18 protein-coding genes are annotated in these 21466 nt (G+C 71.0%); 5 read left to right on the top strand and 13 right to left on the bottom strand.

What is annotated here, in order from left to right; all coding sequences use genetic code 11:
* The first annotated feature begins 34 nt into the window (after positions 1 to 34).
* A complete protein-coding gene (locus DEU34_RS11720; protein WP_121150424.1) occupies positions 35 to 2155 on the top strand; it encodes a S9 family peptidase in 2121 nt (706 codons plus the stop codon).
* Between the two features lie 126 nt (positions 2156 to 2281).
* Here DEU34_RS11720 and DEU34_RS11715 read toward each other — a convergent pair whose 3' ends face one another.
* The 3 genes from DEU34_RS11715 to DEU34_RS11705 all read right to left on the bottom strand — a co-directional run bounded on the left by DEU34_RS11715 (position 2282) and on the right by DEU34_RS11705 (position 8170).
* Entirely contained in the window at positions 2282 to 3310 is a 1029-nt protein-coding gene (locus DEU34_RS11715; RefSeq protein WP_121150422.1) for a 6-phosphofructokinase, read from the bottom strand.
* A 136-nt stretch (positions 3311 to 3446) separates the two neighbouring features.
* Entirely contained in the window at positions 3447 to 5606 is a 2160-nt protein-coding gene (locus DEU34_RS11710; protein WP_121150421.1) for a DEAD/DEAH box helicase, read from the bottom strand.
* Between the two features lie 299 nt (positions 5607 to 5905).
* Positions 5906 to 8170, bottom strand: coding sequence for a cation-translocating P-type ATPase (locus DEU34_RS11705; protein ID WP_121150634.1), 2265 nt, complete (start codon positions 8168 to 8170; stop codon positions 5906 to 5908).
* An 85-nt stretch (positions 8171 to 8255) separates the two neighbouring features.
* Here DEU34_RS11705 and DEU34_RS11700 point away from each other — a divergent pair, with 85 nt between their 5' ends.
* Positions 8256 to 9617, top strand: coding sequence for an MFS transporter (locus DEU34_RS11700; RefSeq protein WP_183042456.1), 1362 nt, complete (start codon positions 8256 to 8258; stop codon positions 9615 to 9617).
* Between the two features lie 10 nt (positions 9618 to 9627).
* Positions 9628 to 10344 (top strand): deoxyribose-phosphate aldolase, encoded by a 717-nt coding sequence (gene deoC, locus DEU34_RS11695; RefSeq protein ID WP_121150419.1) that lies wholly within the window; start codon positions 9628 to 9630, stop codon positions 10342 to 10344.
* A gap of 99 nt (positions 10345 to 10443) precedes the next feature.
* Here deoC and DEU34_RS11690 read toward each other — a convergent pair whose 3' ends face one another.
* The 5 genes from DEU34_RS11690 to DEU34_RS11670 all read right to left on the bottom strand — a co-directional run bounded on the left by DEU34_RS11690 (position 10444) and on the right by DEU34_RS11670 (position 13786).
* On the bottom strand, positions 10444 to 11409 hold the full coding sequence (locus tag DEU34_RS11690; protein ID WP_121150417.1) for a bifunctional riboflavin kinase/FAD synthetase: 966 nt from the start codon (positions 11407 to 11409) through the stop codon (positions 10444 to 10446).
* Positions 11406 to 11861, bottom strand: coding sequence for a hypothetical protein (locus tag DEU34_RS11685; protein WP_121150415.1), 456 nt, complete (start codon positions 11859 to 11861; stop codon positions 11406 to 11408). The genes DEU34_RS11690 and DEU34_RS11685 overlap by 4 nt, the downstream gene beginning before the upstream one ends.
* 64 nt (positions 11862 to 11925) lie before the next feature.
* Entirely contained in the window at positions 11926 to 12294 is a 369-nt protein-coding gene (locus DEU34_RS11680; RefSeq protein WP_121150413.1) for a hypothetical protein, read from the bottom strand.
* Positions 12291 to 13187, bottom strand: coding sequence for a tRNA pseudouridine(55) synthase TruB (gene truB, locus DEU34_RS11675; protein ID WP_121150411.1), 897 nt, complete (start codon positions 13185 to 13187; stop codon positions 12291 to 12293). Before truB ends, DEU34_RS11680 begins: the two co-directional genes overlap by 4 nt.
* Positions 13187 to 13786 (bottom strand): hypothetical protein, encoded by a 600-nt coding sequence (locus DEU34_RS11670; RefSeq protein WP_121150409.1) that lies wholly within the window; start codon positions 13784 to 13786, stop codon positions 13187 to 13189. Before DEU34_RS11670 ends, truB begins: the two co-directional genes overlap by 1 nt.
* A 48-nt stretch (positions 13787 to 13834) precedes the next feature.
* On the opposite strand from DEU34_RS11670, the gene DEU34_RS11665 reads away from it, so the two are divergent.
* The gene (locus DEU34_RS11665; protein WP_121150407.1) at positions 13835 to 14704 is read left to right on the top strand and encodes an A/G-specific adenine glycosylase; all 870 of its coding nucleotides are present in this window, start codon (positions 13835 to 13837) and stop codon (positions 14702 to 14704) included.
* A gap of 84 nt (positions 14705 to 14788) precedes the next feature.
* Here the strand turns inward: DEU34_RS11665 and rbfA are convergent, their stop codons facing one another.
* From rbfA to nusA, 4 genes are all read right to left on the bottom strand, one after another.
* Positions 14789 to 15223 (bottom strand): 30S ribosome-binding factor RbfA, encoded by a 435-nt coding sequence (rbfA, locus tag DEU34_RS11660; RefSeq protein WP_121150405.1) that lies wholly within the window; start codon positions 15221 to 15223, stop codon positions 14789 to 14791.
* A 173-nt stretch (positions 15224 to 15396) separates the two neighbouring features.
* On the bottom strand, positions 15397 to 18207 hold the full coding sequence (gene infB / locus DEU34_RS11655; protein WP_121150403.1) for a translation initiation factor IF-2: 2811 nt from the start codon (positions 18205 to 18207) through the stop codon (positions 15397 to 15399).
* A gap of 93 nt (positions 18208 to 18300) precedes the next feature.
* Positions 18301 to 18552 (bottom strand): YlxR family protein, encoded by a 252-nt coding sequence (locus tag DEU34_RS11650; protein WP_121150401.1) that lies wholly within the window; start codon positions 18550 to 18552, stop codon positions 18301 to 18303.
* A gap of 42 nt (positions 18553 to 18594) precedes the next feature.
* The gene (gene nusA, locus DEU34_RS11645; RefSeq protein WP_121150399.1) at positions 18595 to 19584 is read right to left on the bottom strand and encodes a transcription termination factor NusA; all 990 of its coding nucleotides are present in this window, start codon (positions 19582 to 19584) and stop codon (positions 18595 to 18597) included.
* Positions 19585 to 19700: 116 nt separating this feature from the next.
* Between nusA and DEU34_RS11640 the strand changes: the two genes are divergently transcribed.
* A complete protein-coding gene (locus DEU34_RS11640) occupies positions 19701 to 20510 on the top strand; it encodes a DUF1206 domain-containing protein (RefSeq protein ID WP_121150630.1) in 810 nt (269 codons plus the stop codon).
* Between the two features lie 6 nt (positions 20511 to 20516).
* On the opposite strand, the gene DEU34_RS11635 is transcribed toward DEU34_RS11640, so the two are convergent.
* The gene (locus tag DEU34_RS11635) at positions 20517 to 21338 is read right to left on the bottom strand and encodes an aldo/keto reductase (RefSeq protein WP_121150397.1); all 822 of its coding nucleotides are present in this window, start codon (positions 21336 to 21338) and stop codon (positions 20517 to 20519) included.
* Positions 21339 to 21466 lie beyond the last annotated feature (128 nt).

Here is a 21466-nt window from a genome sequence, read left to right as displayed (position 1 = left end):
CCGGAGGGCGTCGGTCCTCGGCTAGCGTGGGATCGTGAACGACGCCCAGGCCCTTCCCGATCCCCCCGTCGCCGAGCGCCGCTCGACGATCCGCTCCCACCACGGCGACACCTTCGACGACCCGTACGAGTGGTTCCGCGCGAAGGAGGATGCGGCGGTCCTGTCCCACCTCGAGGCCGAGAACGCGTACACCGATGCCCGAACGGCGCACCTCGAGGGGCTCCGCGAGCAGGTGTTCGAGGAGATCAAGGGCCGCACCCTCGAGACCGACCTGTCCGTGCCCAGCCGGCGCGGCGCGTGGTGGTACTACGGCCGCACCGTCGAGGGCAGCCAGTACGGCATCCAGTGCCGCGCTCCCCTGGCCTCGCCCGACGACTGGACGCCGCCCGAGCTCACCCCGGGAGAGCCCGTCCCCGGCGAGCAGGTGCTCCTCGACGGCAACATCGAGGCCGAGGGCACCGACTTCTTCTCTCTCGGCAGCTTCGAGGTCTCCACCGACGGCGAGCGCATGCTCTACGGCGTCGACGTGGCCGGCGACGAGCGCTACACCCTTCGCGTCCGCGACCTCGCCACCGGCGAGAACCTCGCCGACGAGATCCCCGACACCTTCGCGGGCGCCTCGTTCTCTCCAGACGGTCGCTACGTGGTCTACACGACCGTCGACGACGCCTGGCGCCCCGACACCGTGTGGCTCCACGAGATCGGCACGCCGGTCGACGACGACGTCAAGCTGTTCACCGAGCCCGACGAGCGGTACTGGGTCGGCGCGGGCTTCACCCGCAGCGACCGCTATCTCGTCATCGACGTCGGCTCGTCGATCACGTCGGAGGAGTGGATCCTCGACGCCGACGACCTGCGCGGCGAACCGCGCGTGATCTGGCCGCGCCGCGAGGGGGTGGAGTACTCCGCCTCCGACGCCGTGGTGGACGGCGAGGACGTGCTCTACGTGCTCCACAACGACGACGCTCTCGACTTCGAGCTGGTGCGGGTCGCCGCATCCGACCCCCAGGGCGAACGCTCCGTCGTGATCGCCCACCGGCCGGGTCAGCGGCTGCTCGGCGTCGATACCTTCCGCGACTGGGGGGTGGTCGGTTACCGCCGCGACGGCCTGCCCCGGCTCGGCATGCTCGACTACGCCGACGGCGCGGTGCGCGAGATCGAATTCGACGAGCCGCTCTACAGCGTCGGCACGGGCGGCAATCCCGAGTGGGCGCCGCCCCTCCTGCGGGTCGGTTACGGCTCGTTCGTCACCCCCGGCACCGTCTTCGACTACGAGGTCGCCACCGGCGAGCTGCTGCTGCGCAAGCGTCAGCCCGTACTCGGCGGCTACGACTCCGTCGACTACGGTCAGGCGCGCGTGTGGGCCACCGCGCAGGACGGCACCCGCGTGCCAATCTCGCTGGTGTGGAAGCGCTCGTTCGGCGAGGTGGGCGCGGCACCGCGTCCGCTTCACCTCTACGGATACGGGTCGTACGAGCACTCGATCGAGCCCGGCTTCTCGGTGGCGAGGTTGTCGGAGCTCGACCGGGGCGTCGTCTTCGCCGTCGCGCACGTGCGCGGTGGCGGCGAGATGGGCCGGCAGTGGTACGAGGACGGGAAGACGCTCGCCAAGCGCAACACGTTCACCGACTTCGTCGACGCCGCGCGCCACCTCGTCGAGGCGGGCTACACGACCCCCGACCGGATGGTGGCGGAGGGCGGTAGCGCCGGCGGCCTCCTGATGGGCGCGATCGCGAACCTCGCCCCCGAGCTGTTCGCGGGTGTGCTCGCGAGCGTCCCGTTCGTCGACGCGCTCACCACGATCCTCGATCCCTCCCTCCCGTTGACCGTCATCGAGTGGGACGAGTGGGGCGACCCGCTGCACGACGCCGACGTCTACGCGTACATGAAGTCGTACTCGCCGTACGAGAATGTGCGCGAGGGCGTCGCCTACCCCCGCATCCTCGCCGTCACGTCGCTCAACGACACGCGCGTGCTGTACGTCGAACCCGCGAAGTGGGTCGCGCGCCTGCGCGAGGTGGGCGCCGACGCGATGCTGAAGTGCGAGATGGTCGCCGGTCACGGCGGAGTCAGCGGTCGGTACAACTCCTGGCGCGAGCGGGCGTTCGAGCTCGCCTGGCTGCTCGACGTGCTCGGCGTCGCCGACGCGTCCTGACCGCGCGCGACCGGCGCGCAGCATCCGCTCGCCGGTCGCGCAGGTAGGTGAAGGGCCCGGCGTAGGACGATCTCGGTCGGATCGTCCTACGCCGGGCCCTTGTCTTCCGTCGGGCGCCGGACGGGATCAACCGAACAGCGCGGCGGCCTCTTCGTAGCGGTAGAGCGGCACGGTGTTGAGCTCGCCGAGCGCGTCGGCGAACGGGACGCGGACGATGTCGGTGCCGCGCATGGCCACCATCTGGCCCCAGTCCTGCTCGAAGAGCGCGTCGGCGGCGTGGAGCCCCAGACGCGTCGCGAGCACGCGGTCGAAGCCCGAGGGCGATCCGCCGCGCTGGATGTGGCCGAGTACCGTCGAGCGGGTCTCGATACCCGTGATGCGCTCGATCTCGGGAGCGAGCACCTCGCTGATCCCGCCGAGGCGGGGGCGGTTGAACGCGTCGAGGCCCTTGTCGCTGAAGGCCTCGTTCATGCCCTTGAGCGTGAAGCCCTCGGACACCACGATGAGCGGCGCACGGCCGCGGTCGTGGGCGCGCGTGACCTGGTCGACGATCTCGTCGAGCGAGAGCGGCACCTCGGGGATGCAGATGACGTGGGCGCCCGCGGCGATGCCGGCGTGCAAGGCGATCCAGCCGACGTGGCGGCCCATCACCTCGGCGACCATGCACCGCTGATGGGAGTCACCCGTCGTGCGCAGGCGGTCCATCGCGTCGGTGGCGATGTTGACCGCGGTGTCGAAACCGAAGGAGTAATCGGTCGCGCGCAGGTCGTTGTCGATGGTCTTCGGCACCCCGATGACGTTGATGCCGTCGTTCGAGAGGCGGTCGGCCGCCGCGAGCGTTCCCTCGCCGCCGATCGCGACGATGCCGTCGATGCGGTGACCGTAGAGGGTCTTGGCGATGTTCTCAGCACCGCCGCGGGTGCCCTCGTAGGGGTTGGTGCGGCTCGTGCCGAGGATGGTGCCGCCGACCTTCGACAGCCCCTTCACCTCGTGACGGGTGAGCGGGAAGAAGTCGGCGTCGACGACGCCTCGCCAGCCGTCTCGGATGCCCACGAACTCGATGTCGTAGTTCGTCGTGCCCTTGAGCACGATTCCGCGGATGACGGCGTTGAGACCGGGGCAGTCGCCGCCGCTCGTCAGGATGCCGATCTTCATAGCTGTGGTCCTCGCTGTGTCGGGTGGGAGAGCCGGCGACGTTGCCACACCGACCATAGCGTCGCAGGCGACGCGTCAGCCACTCGGCGGGCGCGTGGGCGGGTGCGGCGGCCGGTCTCCCGCCGCCGCACCCGGATCACTCGCCGCCCAGAGTGCGTCGCAGCACGTGCATGAGCGCGCTCAGCTGCACCGAGTCGCTCGATGCCGGGTCGACCGCTTCGCCGTCGAGGGCGCGAGCGGCCAGACCCTGCTTGGAGTCGATGAGCTCGGCGATCTTCGTGTCGATCGTGTGCGCCGCGATGATCCGCCAGGCGGTCACGGGCTCTTCCTGACCGATGCGGTGCACGCGGTCGATGGCCTGCGTCTGCTCGGCGGCGGTCCAGCTCAGCTCCGCCAGCACGACGTTGGACGCGGCCTGCATGTTGAGCCCGACGCCGGCTGCGGTGAGCGAGCACACCGCGATCCCGACGCCCGGATCGTTGTTGAACGCGTCGATCGCGAGCTGCCGGGCCGGGGTCGTCTGGTCTCCGCGGATGGAGACGGTGCGAAGACCCGACGCGGCGAAGTGGGACTCCGCAGCATCCATCACATCGATGTGCTTGGCGAAGAAGACCACCTTGCCGACGGAGCGCTGCAGCTGCACCGCGTAGTCGGCGGCGAGGTGGGCCTTGGCCTGGCCGATCTTGCGCACCATCGTGAACACGTTCTCGGAGCCCGTGCCGGCGGCCTTCGACTCCTCGAGCTCGTTGTGCGCGACCAGGCGCACGATGTCGTCGTCCATCTCGCCGGGAGCGAGGCCGCGGTCGCCGCGGGCCTCGAGGATGCGGCGGTACCGCGCGGCGAGTCGTTCGCCGAGCTCGCGCTCGGCCTGGCGCACCGAGCGACCGAATTCGTCGTCGAGCTCGACCGGGAGGTCTGCGATGAGCTTGTCGGGCAGGTCGGCTGCGACGTCCTTCTTCTTGCGGCGGACGATGCCCATCGAGATGACGGCCTCGCGCGCCTCCGGGTAGAAGGCCTTGTCGGCCGGGGTGAGGCCGGTCGACTCGAGCTTGTCCATGAGCTCGGCACCGGGCTTCTCGCCCAGCGTCCAGCCGAGGAAGCGCCAGATCGCGTCGAAGTCCTCGACGTCGTTGATCAGCGGCGTACCCGTGAGAGCGAGCATCAGCGGATCGCGCACCTGTTCGCGGATGCGCCCGGCGAGCGCCAGCACGTTCTGCGATCGCTGCGACGTGAGGTTCTTGATGAAGTGCGCCTCGTCGACGACCATGCCCTTGAGGCCGATCGAGCCCAGCCACGACAGGTGGCGGTCGAGGATCTCGTAGTTGACGATGAAGACGTCGGCGAAGGCGTCGACGTCGCGCCCGTCACCGCTGACGACGGTGGCCCGTCGCTGCGGCGTCCAACGGCCGACCTCGCGCAGCCAGTTCATCTTCACGACGTTCGGCACGACCACCAGCAACGGGTAGGCACCCGCCACCGACGCGGCGAGTACCGACTGAGCGGTCTTTCCGAGGCCCGGCTCGTCTGCGAGGAGGAAGCTGCGGTGCCCCTCGCGGACCGACTCGAGGAAACGGGACTGATGCGCCATGACCTCGAGGCCCTTGGGCGACAGCCGGTCGAACTCGGGCACCTCGGGAAGGGCCATGGATGCGGCGGATCCGCCCGCGCCCGTCTCGAAGGCCTTGAACAGCGGACCCATGAGCTCCCAGCCGTCGAGCCGGCGGCGCGGCGCGTTCTGGGACACGGCGGCGGTCAGATCGGGCGCGAGGAAGGGGTTGGCCATCTGGCGCGACTCGATCGCGGGCGGCACCACCTGGCGCTCGGCGAGCCCGGCCGGCACGACCGGCTGCGAGACCGGCGCCACATCGGTGATGATGAGCTCGTCCGGCGGCAGCTCCGCGCCCGACTCGATGAGCCAGTCGCGGCGCATGCGCCGAGCCACCGGCGAGGTGGCCTGGTCGACCTCGAGCAGCTGGATGAGCGACGTGTCGCGCGCGGCGGTCTTGGCGAGGATGGTCGCCACCCCGTCGAGACGCTTGAGCAGCTCGGCGCGAGCACCGGCGTCGAGTTCGGCCTCGGCCTTCACTCGCGCACGCTCTTCACGCACCAGGAAGGCGATCACCTGGAACTTGACGCGATTGGTCGGGCCGAGCTTGCCCCGCTGCGCCTTGGCCTCGACCTCGCGCACCTTGCGGGCGAGGATCGGGATGAGGGGTGCTTCGTCGTCGCGGCGTGCCGCGGAAGTCTTTCTGCGCCGCGACGAGTTGTTCTGCGCGGCGGGTGCCGTGGTCGGCATGCTCCTCCTGAGCGTGTCAGCCGGATGACCCGGCGATGACCGGTCGAGCCGGTGTTGTCTACGATCCCGCGGGGGCGGTCAGCCGTCACGCACGCGGGGAGGGACCGTCGAACGGACGCGGAATCGGCATGCTGGCCGATTCGTTCCGGCGAGTGCGGCACGTTCCCGCGAGTGGTCCCCGATGCCCAGTCTAGCGTCTGGTGCCGACACATCACTCCCCCGCCACGAGGACGCCCGCCGCGGGGGCCTCGGCGACGCCGTTCGATCTCAGCCGACGGGCGCGGCGCCCCCGGTCGCCGTCACCGGGCGCGTCGCAGGCGCAGGCTGTTGAGTACGACAAACACGCTCGAGAACGCCATCGCCGCCCCGGCGAGCATGGGGTTCAGCAGCCCCAGCGCCGCCAGGGGGAGGGCGGCGACGTTGTACGCGAACGCCCAGAACAGGTTGCCGCGGATGACCCCCATCGTGCGGCGGCTGAGCCGGACGGCGGTGACGATCGCGCGCGGGTCGCTGCGCACGAGCGTCACGTCTCCGGCGTGCATCGCCGCATCCGCTCCCCCGCCCATGGCGATCCCGAGGTCGGCGGCGGCGAGGGCGGCCGCATCGTTCACGCCGTCGCCGACCATCGCCACGACGCGACCGTCGGCGCGCAGGCTCTCGATCTCGGCGAGCTTGCCCTCGGGGAGCACCCCGGCGCGCACCGTGTCGATGCCCAGTTCGCGGGCCACCGCCTCGGCGACCCCGGCGTTGTCGCCGGTGAGCAGCACGACCTCGAGGCCCAGGCCGCGCAGGTCGGCGACCGCGCCGGCGCTCTCGGCGCGCACGGTGTCGGCGATCTCGAAGACGGCGCGCGCCCGGGGGCGCTCCTCGCCCACGGCCCAGCCGGCGACCACCACGGTGCCCCGACGCTCGCCCGCGGCGACGGCATCGGCGAGCACGGGCGAGAGCTCCGCGCCCTGCTCGGCCGCGAACGCCGGGCGGCCGGCGAAGACGGCGGTGCCGTCGACCGTGCCGATCACACCGCGACCGGCGAGCGAGCGGACGTCGTCGGCCACCGCACCGACCCCGGCCGCCGAGACGATCGCCCGGGCGACGGGGTGCTCGGAGCCGCGCTCGACCGCCGCGACGAGCGCGAGCGCCTCGGCGGCGTCGGTCGCCCCGTCGGTCACGACCGAGGCCACCGTCATTCGCCCCTCCGTGAGGGTGCCGGTCTTGTCGAGGACGACCGTGTCGATCTTCTCGGCCGACTCGAGCGCTTCGGGACCGGTGACGAGGATCCCCAGCTGCGCGGCACGACCCGTGCCGACGAGCACGGCGATCGGTGTCGCCAGGCCGAGCGCGCAGGGGCAGGCGATGATGAGCACGGCGACCGCGGCGGTGAAGCCGGCGGCGATAGGCTGCCCGGCCAGCAGCCACGCGGCGAGAGTGGCGACGGCGAGCACGATCACGATCGGCACGAAGATCGCCGACACGCGATCGGCGAGGCGCTGCACGCGGCTCTTGCCCAGCTGGGCGTCTTCGACGAGACGGGCGATCCGGGAGAGCCGGCTGTCGCTGCCGACCGACGTCGCCCTCACCACGAGGCGCCCGTCCGCGGAGATGGTGCCGCCGGTGACCGCGTCGCCGGGGCCCACGTCGACCGGCACGGACTCGCCCGTGAGCATGCTCTCGTCGACCGACGCCGTTCCCTCCACGACCGCGCCGTCGGCGGCGATCGTTCCGCCGGGGCGGACCACGAAGAGCTCCCCCACGGCGAGGTGCTCGATCGGCACCGTCGTGCCGTCGGGGAGCTCGACGGTCTTCGCACCGAGTTCGAGGAGCGAGCGCAGCGCCGACCCGGCGCGCCGGGTCGCGCGCTGCTCGACGAAACGGCCGAGGAGGAGGAACACGGTCACGGCGGCGACGACCTCGAAGTAGACGAGGGCGGTGGCATCGTGCACGGGGCCGAAGAGCACGACGTCGTGCCGCAGACCGAGCTCTCCGGCGTTGCCGAAGAAGAGCGCCCACGTGCTCCACAGGTACGCGGCCACCGTGCCCAAGGTGATCAGGGTGTCCATCGTCGCCGCGCCGTGGCGGGCGTTGGCCACCGTCGCACGGTGGAAGGGCCAGCCGCCCCAGAACAGGATCGGGGTGACGAGCACGAACGAGACCCACTGCCAGCCGGTGAACTGCAGCGCGGGCACCATTCCGAGCACCACGACCGGCAGTCCCAGCACGGCGCTCACGATCAGCCGCGTACGCAGCGACGTCGCCCCGGGGCGGTCCTCGGTGTCGTGCACGTGGCCCTCGGCACCGTGGGCGGGGGCGGATGCTGCGCCCGCCGCCGTCTCGTCGCGCCGCACCCGCGCGTCGTACCCCGCGCCGCGGACCGCCGCGACGAGCGCGTGGGCGTCGAGCTCGTCGGGGAACGTCACCCGCGCCGACTCCGTGGCGAGGTTGACCGCCGCATCCACGCCGTCCACGGCGCGCAACCGTTTCTCGACGCGCGCCACACAGCTCGCGCAGGTCATGCCCTCGATGTCGAGGACCGCGGTGCGTCGTCCCGTCGGGTCGTGCTGGTCCATCACGCCTCCTTCGTCCTCGTCCACAACCACGATACCCCCCTGGGGTATTCCTGTCTCCTTCCGCCGACGGTCGTACAGTGAGCAGATGGCCGAGCAGATGACCCGCGATCAGAAGATGGTGCTGACGATCGCGATCCTGTCGTCGTTCGTGTCGTTCCTCGACGGCACCGTGGTGACCGTGGCGCTGCCCGCGATCTCCCGCGATCTGGGCGGTGGCCTCACCACGCAGCAGTGGGTCGTCGACGCCTACCTCATCACCCTCGGCGCCCTGATCCTCGTCGCGGGGTCGCTGAGCGACGTCCTCGGCCGACTCGTCGTGCTGCGCATCGGGCTGATCGGCTTCGCGGTGACCTCGATCGCGATCGGAGCCGCTCCCACCTCGGAGTTCCTGATCATCATGCGCGCACTGCAAGGTGTGGCGGGAGCGCTCCTCGTGCCCAGTTCCCTCGCGCTCATCACCGCGAACTTCCGCGGCCCGGCGCAGGCGCGGGCGATCGGTGTGTGGACGGCGGCGACGACCGGCGCGATGATCGCCGGGCCGCTCGTCGGCGGGCTCTTCGTCGACCTGCTGTCGTGGCGCCTGGTGTTCTTCATCAACGTGCTCCCCATCGCCCTCACCCTGTTCCTTCTCGTGAGGCTCGGCCACCCCGATCACCGCCGAGAGGGCGCCCGGGTGGACTACCTCGGGGCGATCCTGTGCACCGTCGGGCTCGGCGCGTCCGTCTTCGCCCTGATCGAGCAGTCCGCGCTCGGGTGGGCCTCCCCGGTGATCTGGGGGTCGATGACGATCGGCGTGCTCTCGTTCGCCGCATTCCTCGTGCGGCAACGACTCGCCCGCGACCCGATGATGCCCCTCGACCTCTTCCGCGCCCGGAACTTCTGGACCGGCAACGTCGCGACCGCGTTCATCTACGGCGCGCTGTCGCTGAACGGCTTCGTCCTCGGCGTGTATCTGCAGCAGGGCGCCGGTCTCCCCGCCACTCTCGCGGGGCTCGCCTCGCTGCCCGCGACGGTGCTGATGATCCTGTTCAGCTCGCGCGTCGGCGCTCTCGCCGGCGCGTGGGGGCCTCGACTGTTCATGACCATCGGTCCGCTCCTCGCCGCGGGCGGCTCCCTCCTGCTCCTCTCGATCGGCGAGGACTTCGACTACTGGTGGCAGGTGCTCCCCGGCATCATCGTGTTCGGCTTCGGTCTGACCCTGACGGTCTCGCCCCTCACCTCGGCGATCCTCGGTGCGATCGACACCAGCCGGTCGGGCATCGCCTCGGCCGTCAACAACGCGGTCTCGCGCGTCGCCGGGCTCATCGCCGTCGCGATGGTCGCGCTGATCGTGGGCGGCTCGATCGACCTCGACGGCTTCCACCGCGCCGCCGTGGTGACCGCGGCCCTCCTCGCGGTCGGCGGGGTGGTGTCGTTCCTCGGCATCCGCAACCCCCCTCGCGCGTAGGCTGGAGGGCATGTCGAACCTCTCCGAGCGCGAGCTCGCCGCCACCATCGACCACGCGATCCTGAAGCCCGAGCTCGTCCGCGCAGACGTCGACGCCGAGCTCGACATCGCCGCCGAGTGGGGCGTGTTCAGCGTGTGCGTGCGCCCCTCCGACATCGCGCATGCCGTGCAGCGCCTCGACGGCACGGGTGTCGCGGTGGGAACGGTCATCGGCTTCCCGCACGGCACCACGTCGACCGCGGCCAAGACCGCCGAGGTCGCGCAGGCACTGGCCGACGGGGCGAGCGAGGTCGACATGGTCGTGAACATCGGCTTCCTGCGCTCGGGCTTCGACGACGCCGTCGTCGACGACATCCGCGCGGTCGTGGAGGCCGCGCAGGGGCGTGTAGCCAAGGTCATCCTCGAGACCTCCTACCTCGACGACGAGCAGATCGCCCGCGGCAGCCGCCTGACCGAGGCCGGTGGCGCCGCCTTCGTGAAGACGTCGACGGGCTTCGGCGGCGGCGGCGCGAGCGTCGAGCACGTGCGCCTCATGCGCGCCAACGTCGGTCCCTCCGTGCAGGTGAAGGCCTCCGGAGGCGTCCGCAACCTCACCGCCGCCCTCGCGATGATCGACGCCGGCGCCACCCGTCTCGGCACGAGCGCGGCCGCGACGATCCTCGGCGAAGCCCGCGCGATCGAGCGGGGCGACGGCCCGACCGGCGCGACCGACGCCGCGTCGTACTGATCCTGCGCCGCTCAGCCTGCCGCTGAGAGTCCAAGACACCCGGGCCGCCCGAGGGCGCCGTCCGGGTGTCTTGGACTCTCAGCGCGCGCGGCAGCGGTGTCAGTGAGCGCCGAGCACGGCCCGGACGCGCTCGACGTCGTGGGCCATCTGCACCTTGAGCGCCTCGATGTCGTCGAACGCCACCATGCCGCGGATGCGCTCGACGAATCGCACCTGCATCAGGTGCCCGTAGAGGTCGAGGTCGGTCTCGTCGAGCACGTAGGCCTCGACCTGCCGGACGAGGACGTCGTCGAACGTCGGATTGACGCCGATGCTGATCGCCGCCGGATACCGGGTACCCGGGCGCAGGCCGTCGGCCGAACCCTCGTCGATGAGCCATCCGGCGTAGACCCCGTCGGCGGGGATGAATCCCTCGAGGTCGGGCGAGAGGTTGGCGGTCGGATAGCCGAGCTCGCGGCCGCGCTTGAGGCCATGGACGACCTCCCCCCACACGGACGGCGCGGCTCCGAGGAGCTTGCCGGCCGAGGCGACGTCACCCTCGGCGAGCAGTTCGCGGATCCAGGTCGACGAGACCCGTCGGTCGGAATCAATGGCCCGCACGTCGTCGACGATCTGCACGACGAACCCGAAGCGCTCCCCCATCGTGCGCAGCAGTTCGGCGTCACCGGCCCCGCCCCGCCCGAACCGGAAGTCGCCCCCGACGAGCACGCTGCGAACGCCCAATGCCCCGACGAGCACATGGCGGACGAACTCCTCGGCGTCGAGACTCGCGAGTTGCTCGTCGAAGGTGAGCATGAGGGTCGCATCCACGCCGGCACGTTCGAGGAGTTCGATCTTCTGCGTGACGCCGACCAGGCTGACCGGGCACAGATCGGGTCGCAGCACGCTCAGCGGATTGCGATCGAAGGTGACGGCGACGACCTTCGCGCCGGTGGCCGCAGCATCCACCTTCGCCCGGTCGATGACGGCGCGGTGCCCGGCGTGGACGCCGTCGAACTTGCCGATGGCGACGACCGAGGGCCCGAATCCGGCGGGGACCTCCGAAGGGTCGCGGAATGTGATCACCAGGACGACCTCTCCATCGGCTCGGATTCGGGTACGGCGACCTCGCGCCCGGGACGGTGCGTCACGAGCCACCAGATGCCGACGAACGGCAGCACCAGCGGGACGAAGACATACCCCGACCCGAACCACGACCACACGGTCTCCTCGGGGAACAGGTCGTGCCGGATCAGGCTGAACACCCCCACCACGAGCACCCCGACGAGCTCGAACGAGATCGCCGCCCATGCGACCAGATACCAGGCGCGGGAGGCGGAGAAGATGAGCGCGAGGGTCGCGACGATGTAGACGGCCGCCGAGATGGCCGAGAGCGTGAACGCCAGCGGTGCGTGGTCGAAACGCAGCACGATCTGCACGAAGGATCGCCCGGTCGCGGCGAGGGCCAGGATCGCGTAGACGACGACGAGAACCCGGCCGACGCCGGTCATGTTCCGGGGGCGAGTGCGGGATTCCATGGCTCTTCGATCTTAGAGTCGCGCGGGGCGGGTGCTCTCCGTGAGCGCAGGATGCGGCGTCGCCTCACCCGATCTGGACGGTCCAGATGACGTGCATGCGCCACACCATGATCGCCACCGACGCGGCGCCGATGCCCATGATCACGGTGCTCCACCGGCTGCGCTCCACGAGCGCCCACGCGACGACCGCCGGAGGGATGAGCACCGCCGAGACCAGGTAGACCCAGAACTCCAGCCCGCTCCCCGTCGGGGGGTTGCCCGCCAGCGGGGCGATGATCGCCGTCACGACCTGGGCGATGAGCAACACCTCGATCAGCGCGAGGCTGCCGACCGTGAGGTCGCCGGGCCGCCTCCCCGCGAGGCCGGCGATCACGGCCACGAGAGCGGCGACCGACGCCACGGCCACCTGCGCGAGCGTGAACCAGAGGATCATGCGTTCTCCCCCGTCGGCAGGTTCATCACGCTCTTGACGTCGACACCGCGCCGTTCGACGACGCCGATGAGCACGCCCTCGGGGTCGATCGCGGCGGCCGGCGAGGCGGGCAGACGGGAAGCCGCCCCCGAGAGGCGTTTGCCGTGCCGAAGGTCGCGCGCCTCGTCGGCGGTGACGTCGATCGCGCCGAGCACCGTCGCACCCGCTTCGGCCGGGGTGAGCAGCGGAACACCCGCCAGGGCATCGAGCTGCGCCGCATCGGTGACCGAGAACGGGCCGATGCGCGTGCGCCGTAGCTCGGTCAGATGACCGCCGACGCCGAGAGCTGCGCCCAGGTCGCGCGCCAACGCACGGATGTAGGTGCCGCTGGAGCAGTCGACCACGACGTCCAGCTCGACGCGATCGTCTTCGCGCCGACGTTCGATCACCTCGAATCTCGAGACGACGACGTCGCGCGCCTTCAGTTCGACCTCCACGCCCTCGCGGGCGAGGTCGTAGGCACGACGGCCGTTGACCTTGATCGCCGATACGGTGGTCGGCACCTGCGAGATCGCCCCGGTGAGTGCAACGATCCCCTCGTCGATCGCGCCGTCCGTCACCGCGGCGATGTCCGAGAGCGACGCGCGGCCCACGACCTCGCCGTCGGCGTCATCGGTATCGGTGGTCGCCCCGAGCAGCATGGTGGCGGTGTAGGTCTTGTCGGCGCCGACGATGAACGTGAGCAGGCGCGTCGCGGCGTCGACCCCGAGCACGAGCAGCCCGGTCGCCATCGGATCGAGGGTGCCGGCGTGACCGACCTTGCGGGTGCCGCGCGCCTTCCGAGCGCGCGAGACGACGTCGTGACTGGTCATGCCCGCCGGCTTGTCGACGAGCAGCATGCCTCCCGCGGGCATCAGCAGAAGTCTCCGAAGATCCGCGTCGGGTTCTCGGGATCGGTGTTCTCGATGAGAGCGGATGCTGCCGCGCTCGGGTTCGACGAGCGCCGATAGGAGGCGACCGCGTCCCGGACGGCGGCGTTGGACGCGGCGGCGGGGTCGGGATCGGCACGGCCGTCGGCAGCGAGCCGAGCGAAGGCCGCCGTGGGGTGGGTCTCGAGCCACACCGACCAGTTCCACAGGCCGCGCAGCTCGCGAGTGAGCAGGAAGTCGCCGTCGACGACGAGCAGCGCGTCGGCGGGCGCGGTCGTCGCCCCCGCCGAGGGTGAGAGCGAGAAGCCCTCCGGCGACGAGGAGCGGAAGGGCTCCACGAGCACGCGGCGCACCGCCTCGACGTCGAGGCGGCCTTCGGCATCGACGAAATCGGCGGCGGAGGCGCGGAGCGCCGTCTCGCCCTCCTCCGCGAAGGCCGCCGCGAGGGCGTCGGCGACGTCCGCCTGACCGGATCCGGGGGTGCCGTCGACCGCGACGATCACGCGGCCGCGCCGAAGGTTCTGTCGCACCTCGGCGCGCAGTTCGCGCATCATCGAGGCGGCCGAGGGGCTCGGGGAGTTCATCTCTCCAGCGTACGTTCCCCCGCACCCCGCCTGACGTACGCTGGCCTGATGCCCGACCTCGCCGCACCGCTGGTCGAGTGGTACGGCCGCAACGCCCGAGACCTGCCCTGGCGCCGCGAGGGGTTCGGGGCGTGGGGAACGCTCGTGAGCGAGTTCATGCTGCAGCAGACGCCCGTCGCCCGTGTCATCCCGCACCTCGAGGCGTGGCTCGCCCGGTGGCCGACCCCCGGTGCGCTCGCGGCCGACGCCCCGGCCGAAGCCGTGCGGCAGTGGGCGAACCTCGGTTATCCCCGCCGCGCGCTCTGGCTGCACCGTGCCGCGACGCAGATCCGCGACCGTCACGCAGACGTGGTGCCCCGCGACGTGGACGCGCTGCTCGCCCTCACCGGGATCGGCGACTACACCGCCCGGGCCGTCGCGGTCTTCGCCTACGGCGACCACCATCCCGTCGTGGATACGAACACGCGCCGCGTGCTCGCGCGGGCCGTCGCCGGCCGAGCCCAGCCGGGACCGCCGTCGCGCCGCGACCTCGTCGACATGGCCGCGATCCTTCCCGACGACGTCGAGGCCGCCGCCGTCGTCAACGCGGCGGCGATGGAACTCGGCGCGACCGTCTGCACCGCCCGCTCGCCCCGCTGCGAAGCGTGTCCCCTCGCAGACGTCTGCCGCTGGCGCGCCGACGGCTACCCCGACACCGGTGACACCCGCCGCCGCCAGGCGAAGTACGAGGGAAGCGACCGCCAGGCGAGAGGGGCGGTGATGCGGATGCTGCGCGACGCCGCGCCGTCCGCGGTGCCCCTCGATGCGGTCATCGCCGACTGGCCCGACCGGCGTCAGCGCGACCGCGCGATCGACTCGCTCGTCGTCGACGGCCTCGTCGAAGCATCCGACGGTCTTCTGCATCTGCCCCGCGGCTGAACCGGCCCGAAGAACACGAATCCCCTGTCTCGAACGGCGGGTGTGAACCGCCGGACGTGGCAGGGGAATCGTCGTGAGACGCGCTCAGTCTTCGTCGTCGTCCTCGCGCGGCTTGATGTAGGGATCGGACTCGCCCGCGTAGGCGGCGCCGGCTGCGATACCGGCGACGGCGGCATCGCGCTCGGCCGCCTCGCGGAGGAGGTCGGCGATGTTGCCGGCGTTCTCGGGGATCGCGTCGGCGATGAACTCGAGCGTCGGGGTGAGTCGGATGTTGAGCTGCTTGCCGACCTCGGCGCGGAGGAGTCCGGTCGCGGACTTCAGGGCCGCGCCGGTGTCGGCACGCTCCTCGGGGGTGCCGAGAACCGTGTAGAACACGGATGCGTGCTGGAGGTCGCCGGTCACCCGGACGTCGGTGATCGTGACGAAACCGAGGCGCGGATCGCGAAGGCCCTTCTCGAGCCTCTCGGCCACGAGCACCTTGATGCGGTCTGCCAAGCGTGCCTGACGCTCTCCAGTCATGTTCTTCTCCTTCTCATCTCCTCCCCGCGCGATGACGGGGAGGGAGGTCGCAGTTCCGGCGGAGGCCGGAGGCGGTGAGTGTCTCCCTGAGCATCGGGGTAGGGGCCCCGCTCTGCGAAGGGAGACACTCACTGCCGGAGGCCGGAGGCGGAACCGCGACCGGGCCCGACGGATCAGCCTCGCGGCTTCTCCACCATCTCGGTCGTCTCGATCTCGTCACCGATCTGGATGTCGTTGAACTTGCCGAGACCGATACCGGCCTCGAAGTCCGTCCGAACCTCGGTGACGTCGTCCTTGAAGCGACGCAGCGACTCGATCGCGAGGCCGTCGGCGAGCACGACACCGTCGCGGATGACGCGAGCCTTGGCGTTTCGCGTGATCGTTCCCGATCGCACGATGACACCGGCGATGTTGCCGACCTTCGAGGAGCGGAACACCTCGCGGATCTCGGCGACACCCGACTGCACCTCTTCGAACTCCGGCTTGAGCAGGCCCTTGAGCGACTGCTCGACGTCGTCGATCGCGTTGTAGATGACCGAGTAGAACCGGGTGTCGACGCCCTCGCGGGCGGCGCGCTCGCGCGCCTTGGTGTCAGGACGCACGTTGAACCCGATGATGATCGCGTTGTCGATCGTGGCGAGGTTCACGTCGGACTCGGTGATGGCTCCGACGCCGCGGTGGATGATCCGCAGCTGCACGCTGTCGTCGACCTCGATCTTGAGGAGCGACTCCTCGAGCGCCTCGACGGCACCCGACACGTCGCCCTTGATGATGAGGTTGAGCGACTCGACCTTGCCCTCTTCGAGCGCACGGGTGAAGTCCTCGAGCGAGATGCGCTTGCGGGCCTTGGCCAGCTGAGCATTGCGCTCCGCCGCTTCACGCTTCTCGGCGATCTGACGGGCGAGGCGGTCTTCCTCGGTCACGATGAACGTGTCACCGGCGCGGGGCACGGAGTTCAGACCCTGCACCTGCACGGGGCGCGACGGCCATGCCTCGAGCACGGCCTCGCCGTTCTCGTCGGCCATGGCGCGGACGCGTCCGTACGCCGTTCCGGCGACGATCGCGTCGCCGACGCGCAGCGTTCCGGACTGGATGAGCACGGTGGCCACCGAACCGCGGCCCTTGTCGAGCTTCGCTTCGATCGCGACACCGCGGGCGGCCTTGTTCGGGTTCGCCGTGAGGTCGAGGCCCGCGTCGGCCGTCAGCAGCACGGCGTCGAGGAGGTCCTGGATGCCGATGTTGTTGCGCGCCGACACGTCGACGAACATGACGTCTCCGCCGTACTCCTCGGCGACGAGGCCGTACTCGGTCAGCTGCTGACGCACCTTGGCCGGGTTGGAGTCGGGCTTGTCGATCTTGTTGACCGCGACCACGATCGGCACGTTGGCCGCCTGGGCGTGGTTGAGCGCCTCCACCGTCTGGGGCATGATGCCGTCGTCGGCGGCGACCACGAGGATGGCGAGGTCGGTCACCTGCGCACCACGCGCACGCATGGCGGTGAACGCCTCGTGACCCGGGGTGTCGATGAAGGTGATGGCGCGCTCGATGCCCTCGTGCTCGGTCCAGACCTGGTACGCACCGATGTGCTGCGTGATGCCGCCGGCCTCGCCCGCGACCACGTTGGTCTGGCGGATGGCGTCGAGCAGTCGGGTCTTACCGTGGTCGACGTGGCCCATGACGGTCACGACCGGGGGCCGGATCTCGAGGTCGTCTTCGCTCTCGGCCTCGAGTTCTGCGTCGAGGTCGAGACCGAAGCCCTCGAGGAGCTCCTTGTCCTCGTCCTCGGGCGAGACCATCTGGATGTTGTAGCCGAGCTCGCCGCCGAGCACCTCGAAGGTGGCCTCGTCGAGCGACTCGGTCGCGGTGGCCATCTCGCCCAGGTTGAACAGGATGGTCACGAGCGTGCCGGGCTGGACCGTGTAACCGGTCAGGGCCTCGATCTTGTCGGCGAAGTCGGAGATCGACGCGCCGCGACGCATGCGGATGATCTCGCCGTTGCCCTTGGTGACGTTGACGCCGCCGACGACCGGCGCCGACCGCATCTCGAATTCCTGCCGCTTCGCCCTACGCGACTTGCGCTGCTTGGACTTGCCGCCACCCTTGCCGAAGGCACCCGCGGTACCGCCGCCGGGGCCGCGGCCACGGCCGCCACCACCGCCGGGACGACCGGCGAAACCGCCGCCCGCCGGGGCGCCCGGACGGGAGAAACCGCCGCCACCGGCACCGCCGGGACGACCGGGACCGCCGGGACGCTGCTGGAACGGAGCGCCGGGACGACCGCCGCCGCCGGGACGACCCGCACCGCCGGGACGCGGAGCGCCCGGGCGCGGGGCACCGGGACGCGGCGCCTGCGGGCGGGGGATGTTGCCGGGGGTCGGCGACGGGCGCTGACCCATGCCCTGCGCCGACGCGAACGGGTTGTTACCCGGACGCGGTCCGGCCGGACGCTGGCCCATGCCCTGCGCCGACGCGAAGGGGTTGTTGCCCGGACGCGGGGCGCCACCGGGACGCGGCGCCTGCGGAGCGCCGGCGGCCGGAGCCGGGCGCGGGGCACCGGGGGTGTCGGACGACGGAGCGGGGGTGGATGCTTCGGACGCCTCGGGGGCGGCGGGTGCTGCCGGTGCCGGGGCGGCGGGAGTGGCGACCTCGGGGGCGGCGGGTGCTGCCGGTGCCGGGGTCGGAGCGGGGGCGGGAGCCGGAGTCGGACGCGCGGGGCCGGGCTTGGCCGCCGGTGCGGCGGGCCGGGCCGGGCCGGGACGACCGGCGGCGGGGCGCGGCGAAGCCGCGGGGGCGGCCGGCGCCGATGCGCCCGCCGATGCGGAACCGTCGGCCTCGAGGGCCGCACGGAGCTTGCGAGCTACGGGGGGCTCGATCGTCGAGGACGGGCTCTTGACGAACTCGCCGAGTTCCTTGAGCTTCGCGAGGGCGATCTTACTGTCGACGCCGAGCTCGGAAGCGATCTCGTGTACGCGTGGTTTTGCCACAATTCTCCTGTCAGGGGGCCTACCCCGGACAGGGCAGACCGTTAGATGCGGACGGGTCTCATTTCGAGCCGTTCACTTTGAGTCCATAGCCGTTCAGCCGTTTCGCTGGAGGGATTCTTCGAAGGTCTGCGTGTCGAGAGGACCCGACACACGTAATGCTCGCACGAATGCGCGGCGCCGCAGGGCGACCTCCACGCACTCGTGCGTCTCATGAACCCACGCGCCACGCCCCGGAAGACAGGCCCGATCGTCGCGGACGAGGACCGAACCGTTGGCCACGACTCGCAGGAGCGTGGACCGTGGTGCGCGCGCACGACATGCGACGCACGTTCGTACAGGTTCCATTCTACACCTCGGGCGCGTCGTAGCCGATCGTGGGGTGGGCGATCAGTCGTCTTCCAGGATGCTGTCGGGCTGGATGTCGATCTTGGCGCCGGTGAGCTTGGCGGCGAGGCGGGCGTTCTGACCCTCCTTGCCGATCGCCAGCGATAGCTGGTAGTCGGGCACGAGTGCCCGGACGGCCTTGGTCGAGGCGTCGAGGATGAAGCTGGAGGTCACCTTCGCGGGCGAGAGGGCGTTGCCGACGAACCGGGCGAGCTCGGCGTCGTAGTCGACGATGTCGATCTTCTCGCCCCCGAGCTCCTCGGTCACGGCGCGGACGCGGCGCCCCATCTCGCCGATGCAGGCGCCCTTGGCGTTGATGGTGGGGTCGGTCGCCTGCACCGCGATCTTGGTGCGGTGCCCCGCCTCGCGGGCGAGGGAGACGATCTCGACGAGGCCCGAGGCGATCTCGGGCACCTCGAGCGCGAACAGCTTGCGCACGAGGCCGGGGTGGGTCCGCGAGACGGTGATCGACGGACCCTTGGTGCCCTTCGACACCGACGTGACGTAGACGCGCAGGCGCGAACCGTGCGCATAGTTCTCGCCCGGCACCTGCTCCTCGGGCGGAAGGATGGCCTCGATGGTGCCGAGGTCGACGTGCACCATGCGAGGGTTGGGCCCCTGCTGCACGACACCGGCGACGATGTCGCCCTCCTTGCCCTTGAACTCGCCCAGCACGGCGTCGTCGGCGATGTCGCGCAGACGCTGGCTGATGACCTGCTTCGCGGCGAAGGCAGCGATGCGCCCGAAGCCCTCGGGATGCTGCTCCTCCTCGCCGATGACGACGTCCTCGTCATCGAGCACGGGGGCGAAGATCGCGACGTGGCCCGTCTTGCGGTCGAGCTGCACGCGCGCACCCGCGGGCACGTCGCCGTTCTCGGACGTGTGGCGACCGTAGGCGGTCAGGATGGCCGATTCGATGATCCGGACGAGTTCGTCGAAGGGGATCTCCTTCTCGCGTTCGACCGTCTTCAACAGACCGAGATCGATGTCCACAATGGGGCCCTCCGTATTCAGCTCTCGCCGGCGCGATCGCGCGTCGACATTCCCCCTACATTACCGGACCGCCCGTGCCGGCGGTGGTGCGGCGCCCGCTGGCCTACGGTGGTCGCATGCCGTCCTCCCCGCGTTCCGCCGCCGCGTCGGCGCAGTCGTCCTCGGCCTTCCGCGTGCTCGCGCGCGCCGGCTTCGTCGCCAACGGTCTCGTGCACGTCCTCCTCGGCGCCCTCGTCGTGGCCGTCGCGTTCGGCGGCGATGAGCAGACCGATCAGTCCGGCGCGTTCGAGGCGATCGCGGCGGCTCCCTTCGGCGCCGTCCTGCTGTGGGCATGCGCCGCGGCGCTCTGGGCGCTGGGCGCCTGGCGAGCGGTCGAGGCGTTCGTCGCGCGCGGCACGAGCGGCGCCGATCGCGCGAAGCGGGCGGTGAAGCAGGGCGCGCAGGCGGTCTCGTTCCTCGCGGTGGGCGGCATCGCCGCATCCGTCGCTCTCGGCGCCCGGTCGCAGGGCGATCAGAGCGCGCAGAACGCCAGCAGCAGTGTGCTCTCGCTGCCCGGCGGCCCGTTCCTTCTGGCAGCGGTGGGGATCATCGTCGCGGCCGTAGGCATCGGCTTCGTCGTCAGCGGCGCACGACGCTCGTTCCGTAAGAGGATCTCCACGCCCGGCGGCTCGCTGGGGAAGGCCCTCATCGTCCTCGGTACCGTCGGATACATCGCGAAAGGCATCGCCCTGGCCACCGTGGGAATCCTCATCGTCGTCGCCGCGGTGACGGTCGACCCCTCCGCCTCGGGCGGACTCGACGCCGCGGTGAGCGCGCTGCTGCAGACCCCGGCCGGGCCGTGGCTGGGCGGCGCGGTGGGAATCGGCTTCATCGCCTACGGGCTCTTCACCATCCTGCGCGCGAAGTACGCCCGACTCGACGCCTGACCCGCCTCAGTCGAGGTCGGGGTCGCGCCCGGTGCGCACACCGGTCTCGAGTCGATCGATCGCGGCCACGTCGTCGGCGTCCAGCACGAAGTCGAACACGTCGGCGTTCTCCCGCAGGCGCTCCGGCGACGTCGATTTCGGGAACAGCACCAGTCCGCGGTCGAGGTGCCAGCGGATGACCACCTGAGCCGGGGTCTTGTCGTGGTGCTGGGCGATAGAGCGCAGGGCGGGTTCGTCGAGCAGACCGCCGCGGGCCAGGGGCGCCCACGCCTCGGTGACGATCCCGTGGCCCGCGTTCCACTCCTGGAGATGACGCTGCGGGAATCGGGGGTGCAGCTCGATCTGGTTGACGACCGGACGCACCCCGGTCTCGGCGACGAGCCTGTCGATGTGGTGCGGGTGGAAGTTGCTGACCCCGATCGACCTCGCCCGCCCCTGGGTGGCCAGCTCCACCAGCGCTCGCCAGGTGTCGACGTAGCGGTCCTGACTGGGCACGGGCCAGTGGATGAGGTAGAGGTCGACCTCGTCGAGCCCGAGTCGGTCCAGGCTCGCGTCGAAGGCGCGCAGCGTGGAGTCGTATCCCTGGTCGTCGTTCCACACCTTGGTCGTGACGAAGACGTCGTCGCGGTCGAGGCCGCTGCGCCGCAGGCCCTCCCCGACCTCGGCCTCGTTGCCGTAGAGGGCCGCGGTGTCGACGTGCCGGTAGCCGTCGGCGATCGCGCCCGCCACGAGACCGGCCGTCAGCTCGGCCGGCACCTTGTAGGTGCCGACGCCGAGTTGCGGGATGCTGCGGCCGTCGGCCAGCGGGATGAGCGGGACCTGGATCATCCGTCCACGCTAATCCCGTAAGCATCCAGACGCGATCCACGGCCCGTTCACCTCCCCGCCACGGTTTCGTTGCACCGGGCGACGAAGGTGACGAAGACCCCCGCTCACCGTCGGCGACGACGGCGCAG

Source organism: Microbacterium sp. AG1240 (assembly GCF_003635115.1).
Lineage (GTDB): Bacteria > Actinomycetota > Actinomycetes > Actinomycetales > Microbacteriaceae > Microbacterium.
This window is presented reverse-complemented; position numbering and strand designations above follow the sequence as displayed.

Bases quoted from the DNA above. Each gene is read 5' to 3' on its own strand.
- DEU34_RS11715 (WP_121150422.1), bottom strand. From the start codon at position 3,310: ATGAAGATCGGCATCCTGACGAGCGGCGGCGACTGCCCCGGTCTCAAC.
- DEU34_RS11710 (WP_121150421.1), bottom strand. From the start codon at position 5,606: ATGCCGACCACGGCACCCGCCGCGCAGAACAACTCGTCGCGGCGCAGA.
- DEU34_RS11705 (WP_121150634.1), bottom strand. From the start codon at position 8,170: ATGGACCAGCACGACCCGACGGGACGACGCACCGCGGTCCTCGACATC.
- DEU34_RS11700 (WP_183042456.1), top strand. From the start codon at position 8,256: ATGGCCGAGCAGATGACCCGCGATCAGAAGATGGTGCTGACGATCGCG.
- deoC (WP_121150419.1), top strand. From the start codon at position 9,628: ATGTCGAACCTCTCCGAGCGCGAGCTCGCCGCCACCATCGACCACGCG.
- DEU34_RS11685 (WP_121150415.1), bottom strand. From the start codon at position 11,861: ATGGAATCCCGCACTCGCCCCCGGAACATGACCGGCGTCGGCCGGGTT.
- DEU34_RS11680 (WP_121150413.1), bottom strand. From the start codon at position 12,294: ATGATCCTCTGGTTCACGCTCGCGCAGGTGGCCGTGGCGTCGGTCGCC.
- truB (WP_121150411.1), bottom strand. From the start codon at position 13,187: ATGCCCGCGGGAGGCATGCTGCTCGTCGACAAGCCGGCGGGCATGACC.
- DEU34_RS11670 (WP_121150409.1), bottom strand. From the start codon at position 13,786: ATGAACTCCCCGAGCCCCTCGGCCGCCTCGATGATGCGCGAACTGCGC.
- DEU34_RS11665 (WP_121150407.1), top strand. From the start codon at position 13,835: ATGCCCGACCTCGCCGCACCGCTGGTCGAGTGGTACGGCCGCAACGCC.
- rbfA (WP_121150405.1), bottom strand. From the start codon at position 15,223: ATGACTGGAGAGCGTCAGGCACGCTTGGCAGACCGCATCAAGGTGCTC.
- DEU34_RS11650 (WP_121150401.1), bottom strand. From the start codon at position 18,552: ATGGAACCTGTACGAACGTGCGTCGCATGTCGTGCGCGCGCACCACGG.
- DEU34_RS11640 (WP_121150630.1), top strand. From the start codon at position 19,701: ATGCCGTCCTCCCCGCGTTCCGCCGCCGCGTCGGCGCAGTCGTCCTCG.
- DEU34_RS11635 (WP_121150397.1), bottom strand. From the start codon at position 21,338: ATGATCCAGGTCCCGCTCATCCCGCTGGCCGACGGCCGCAGCATCCCG.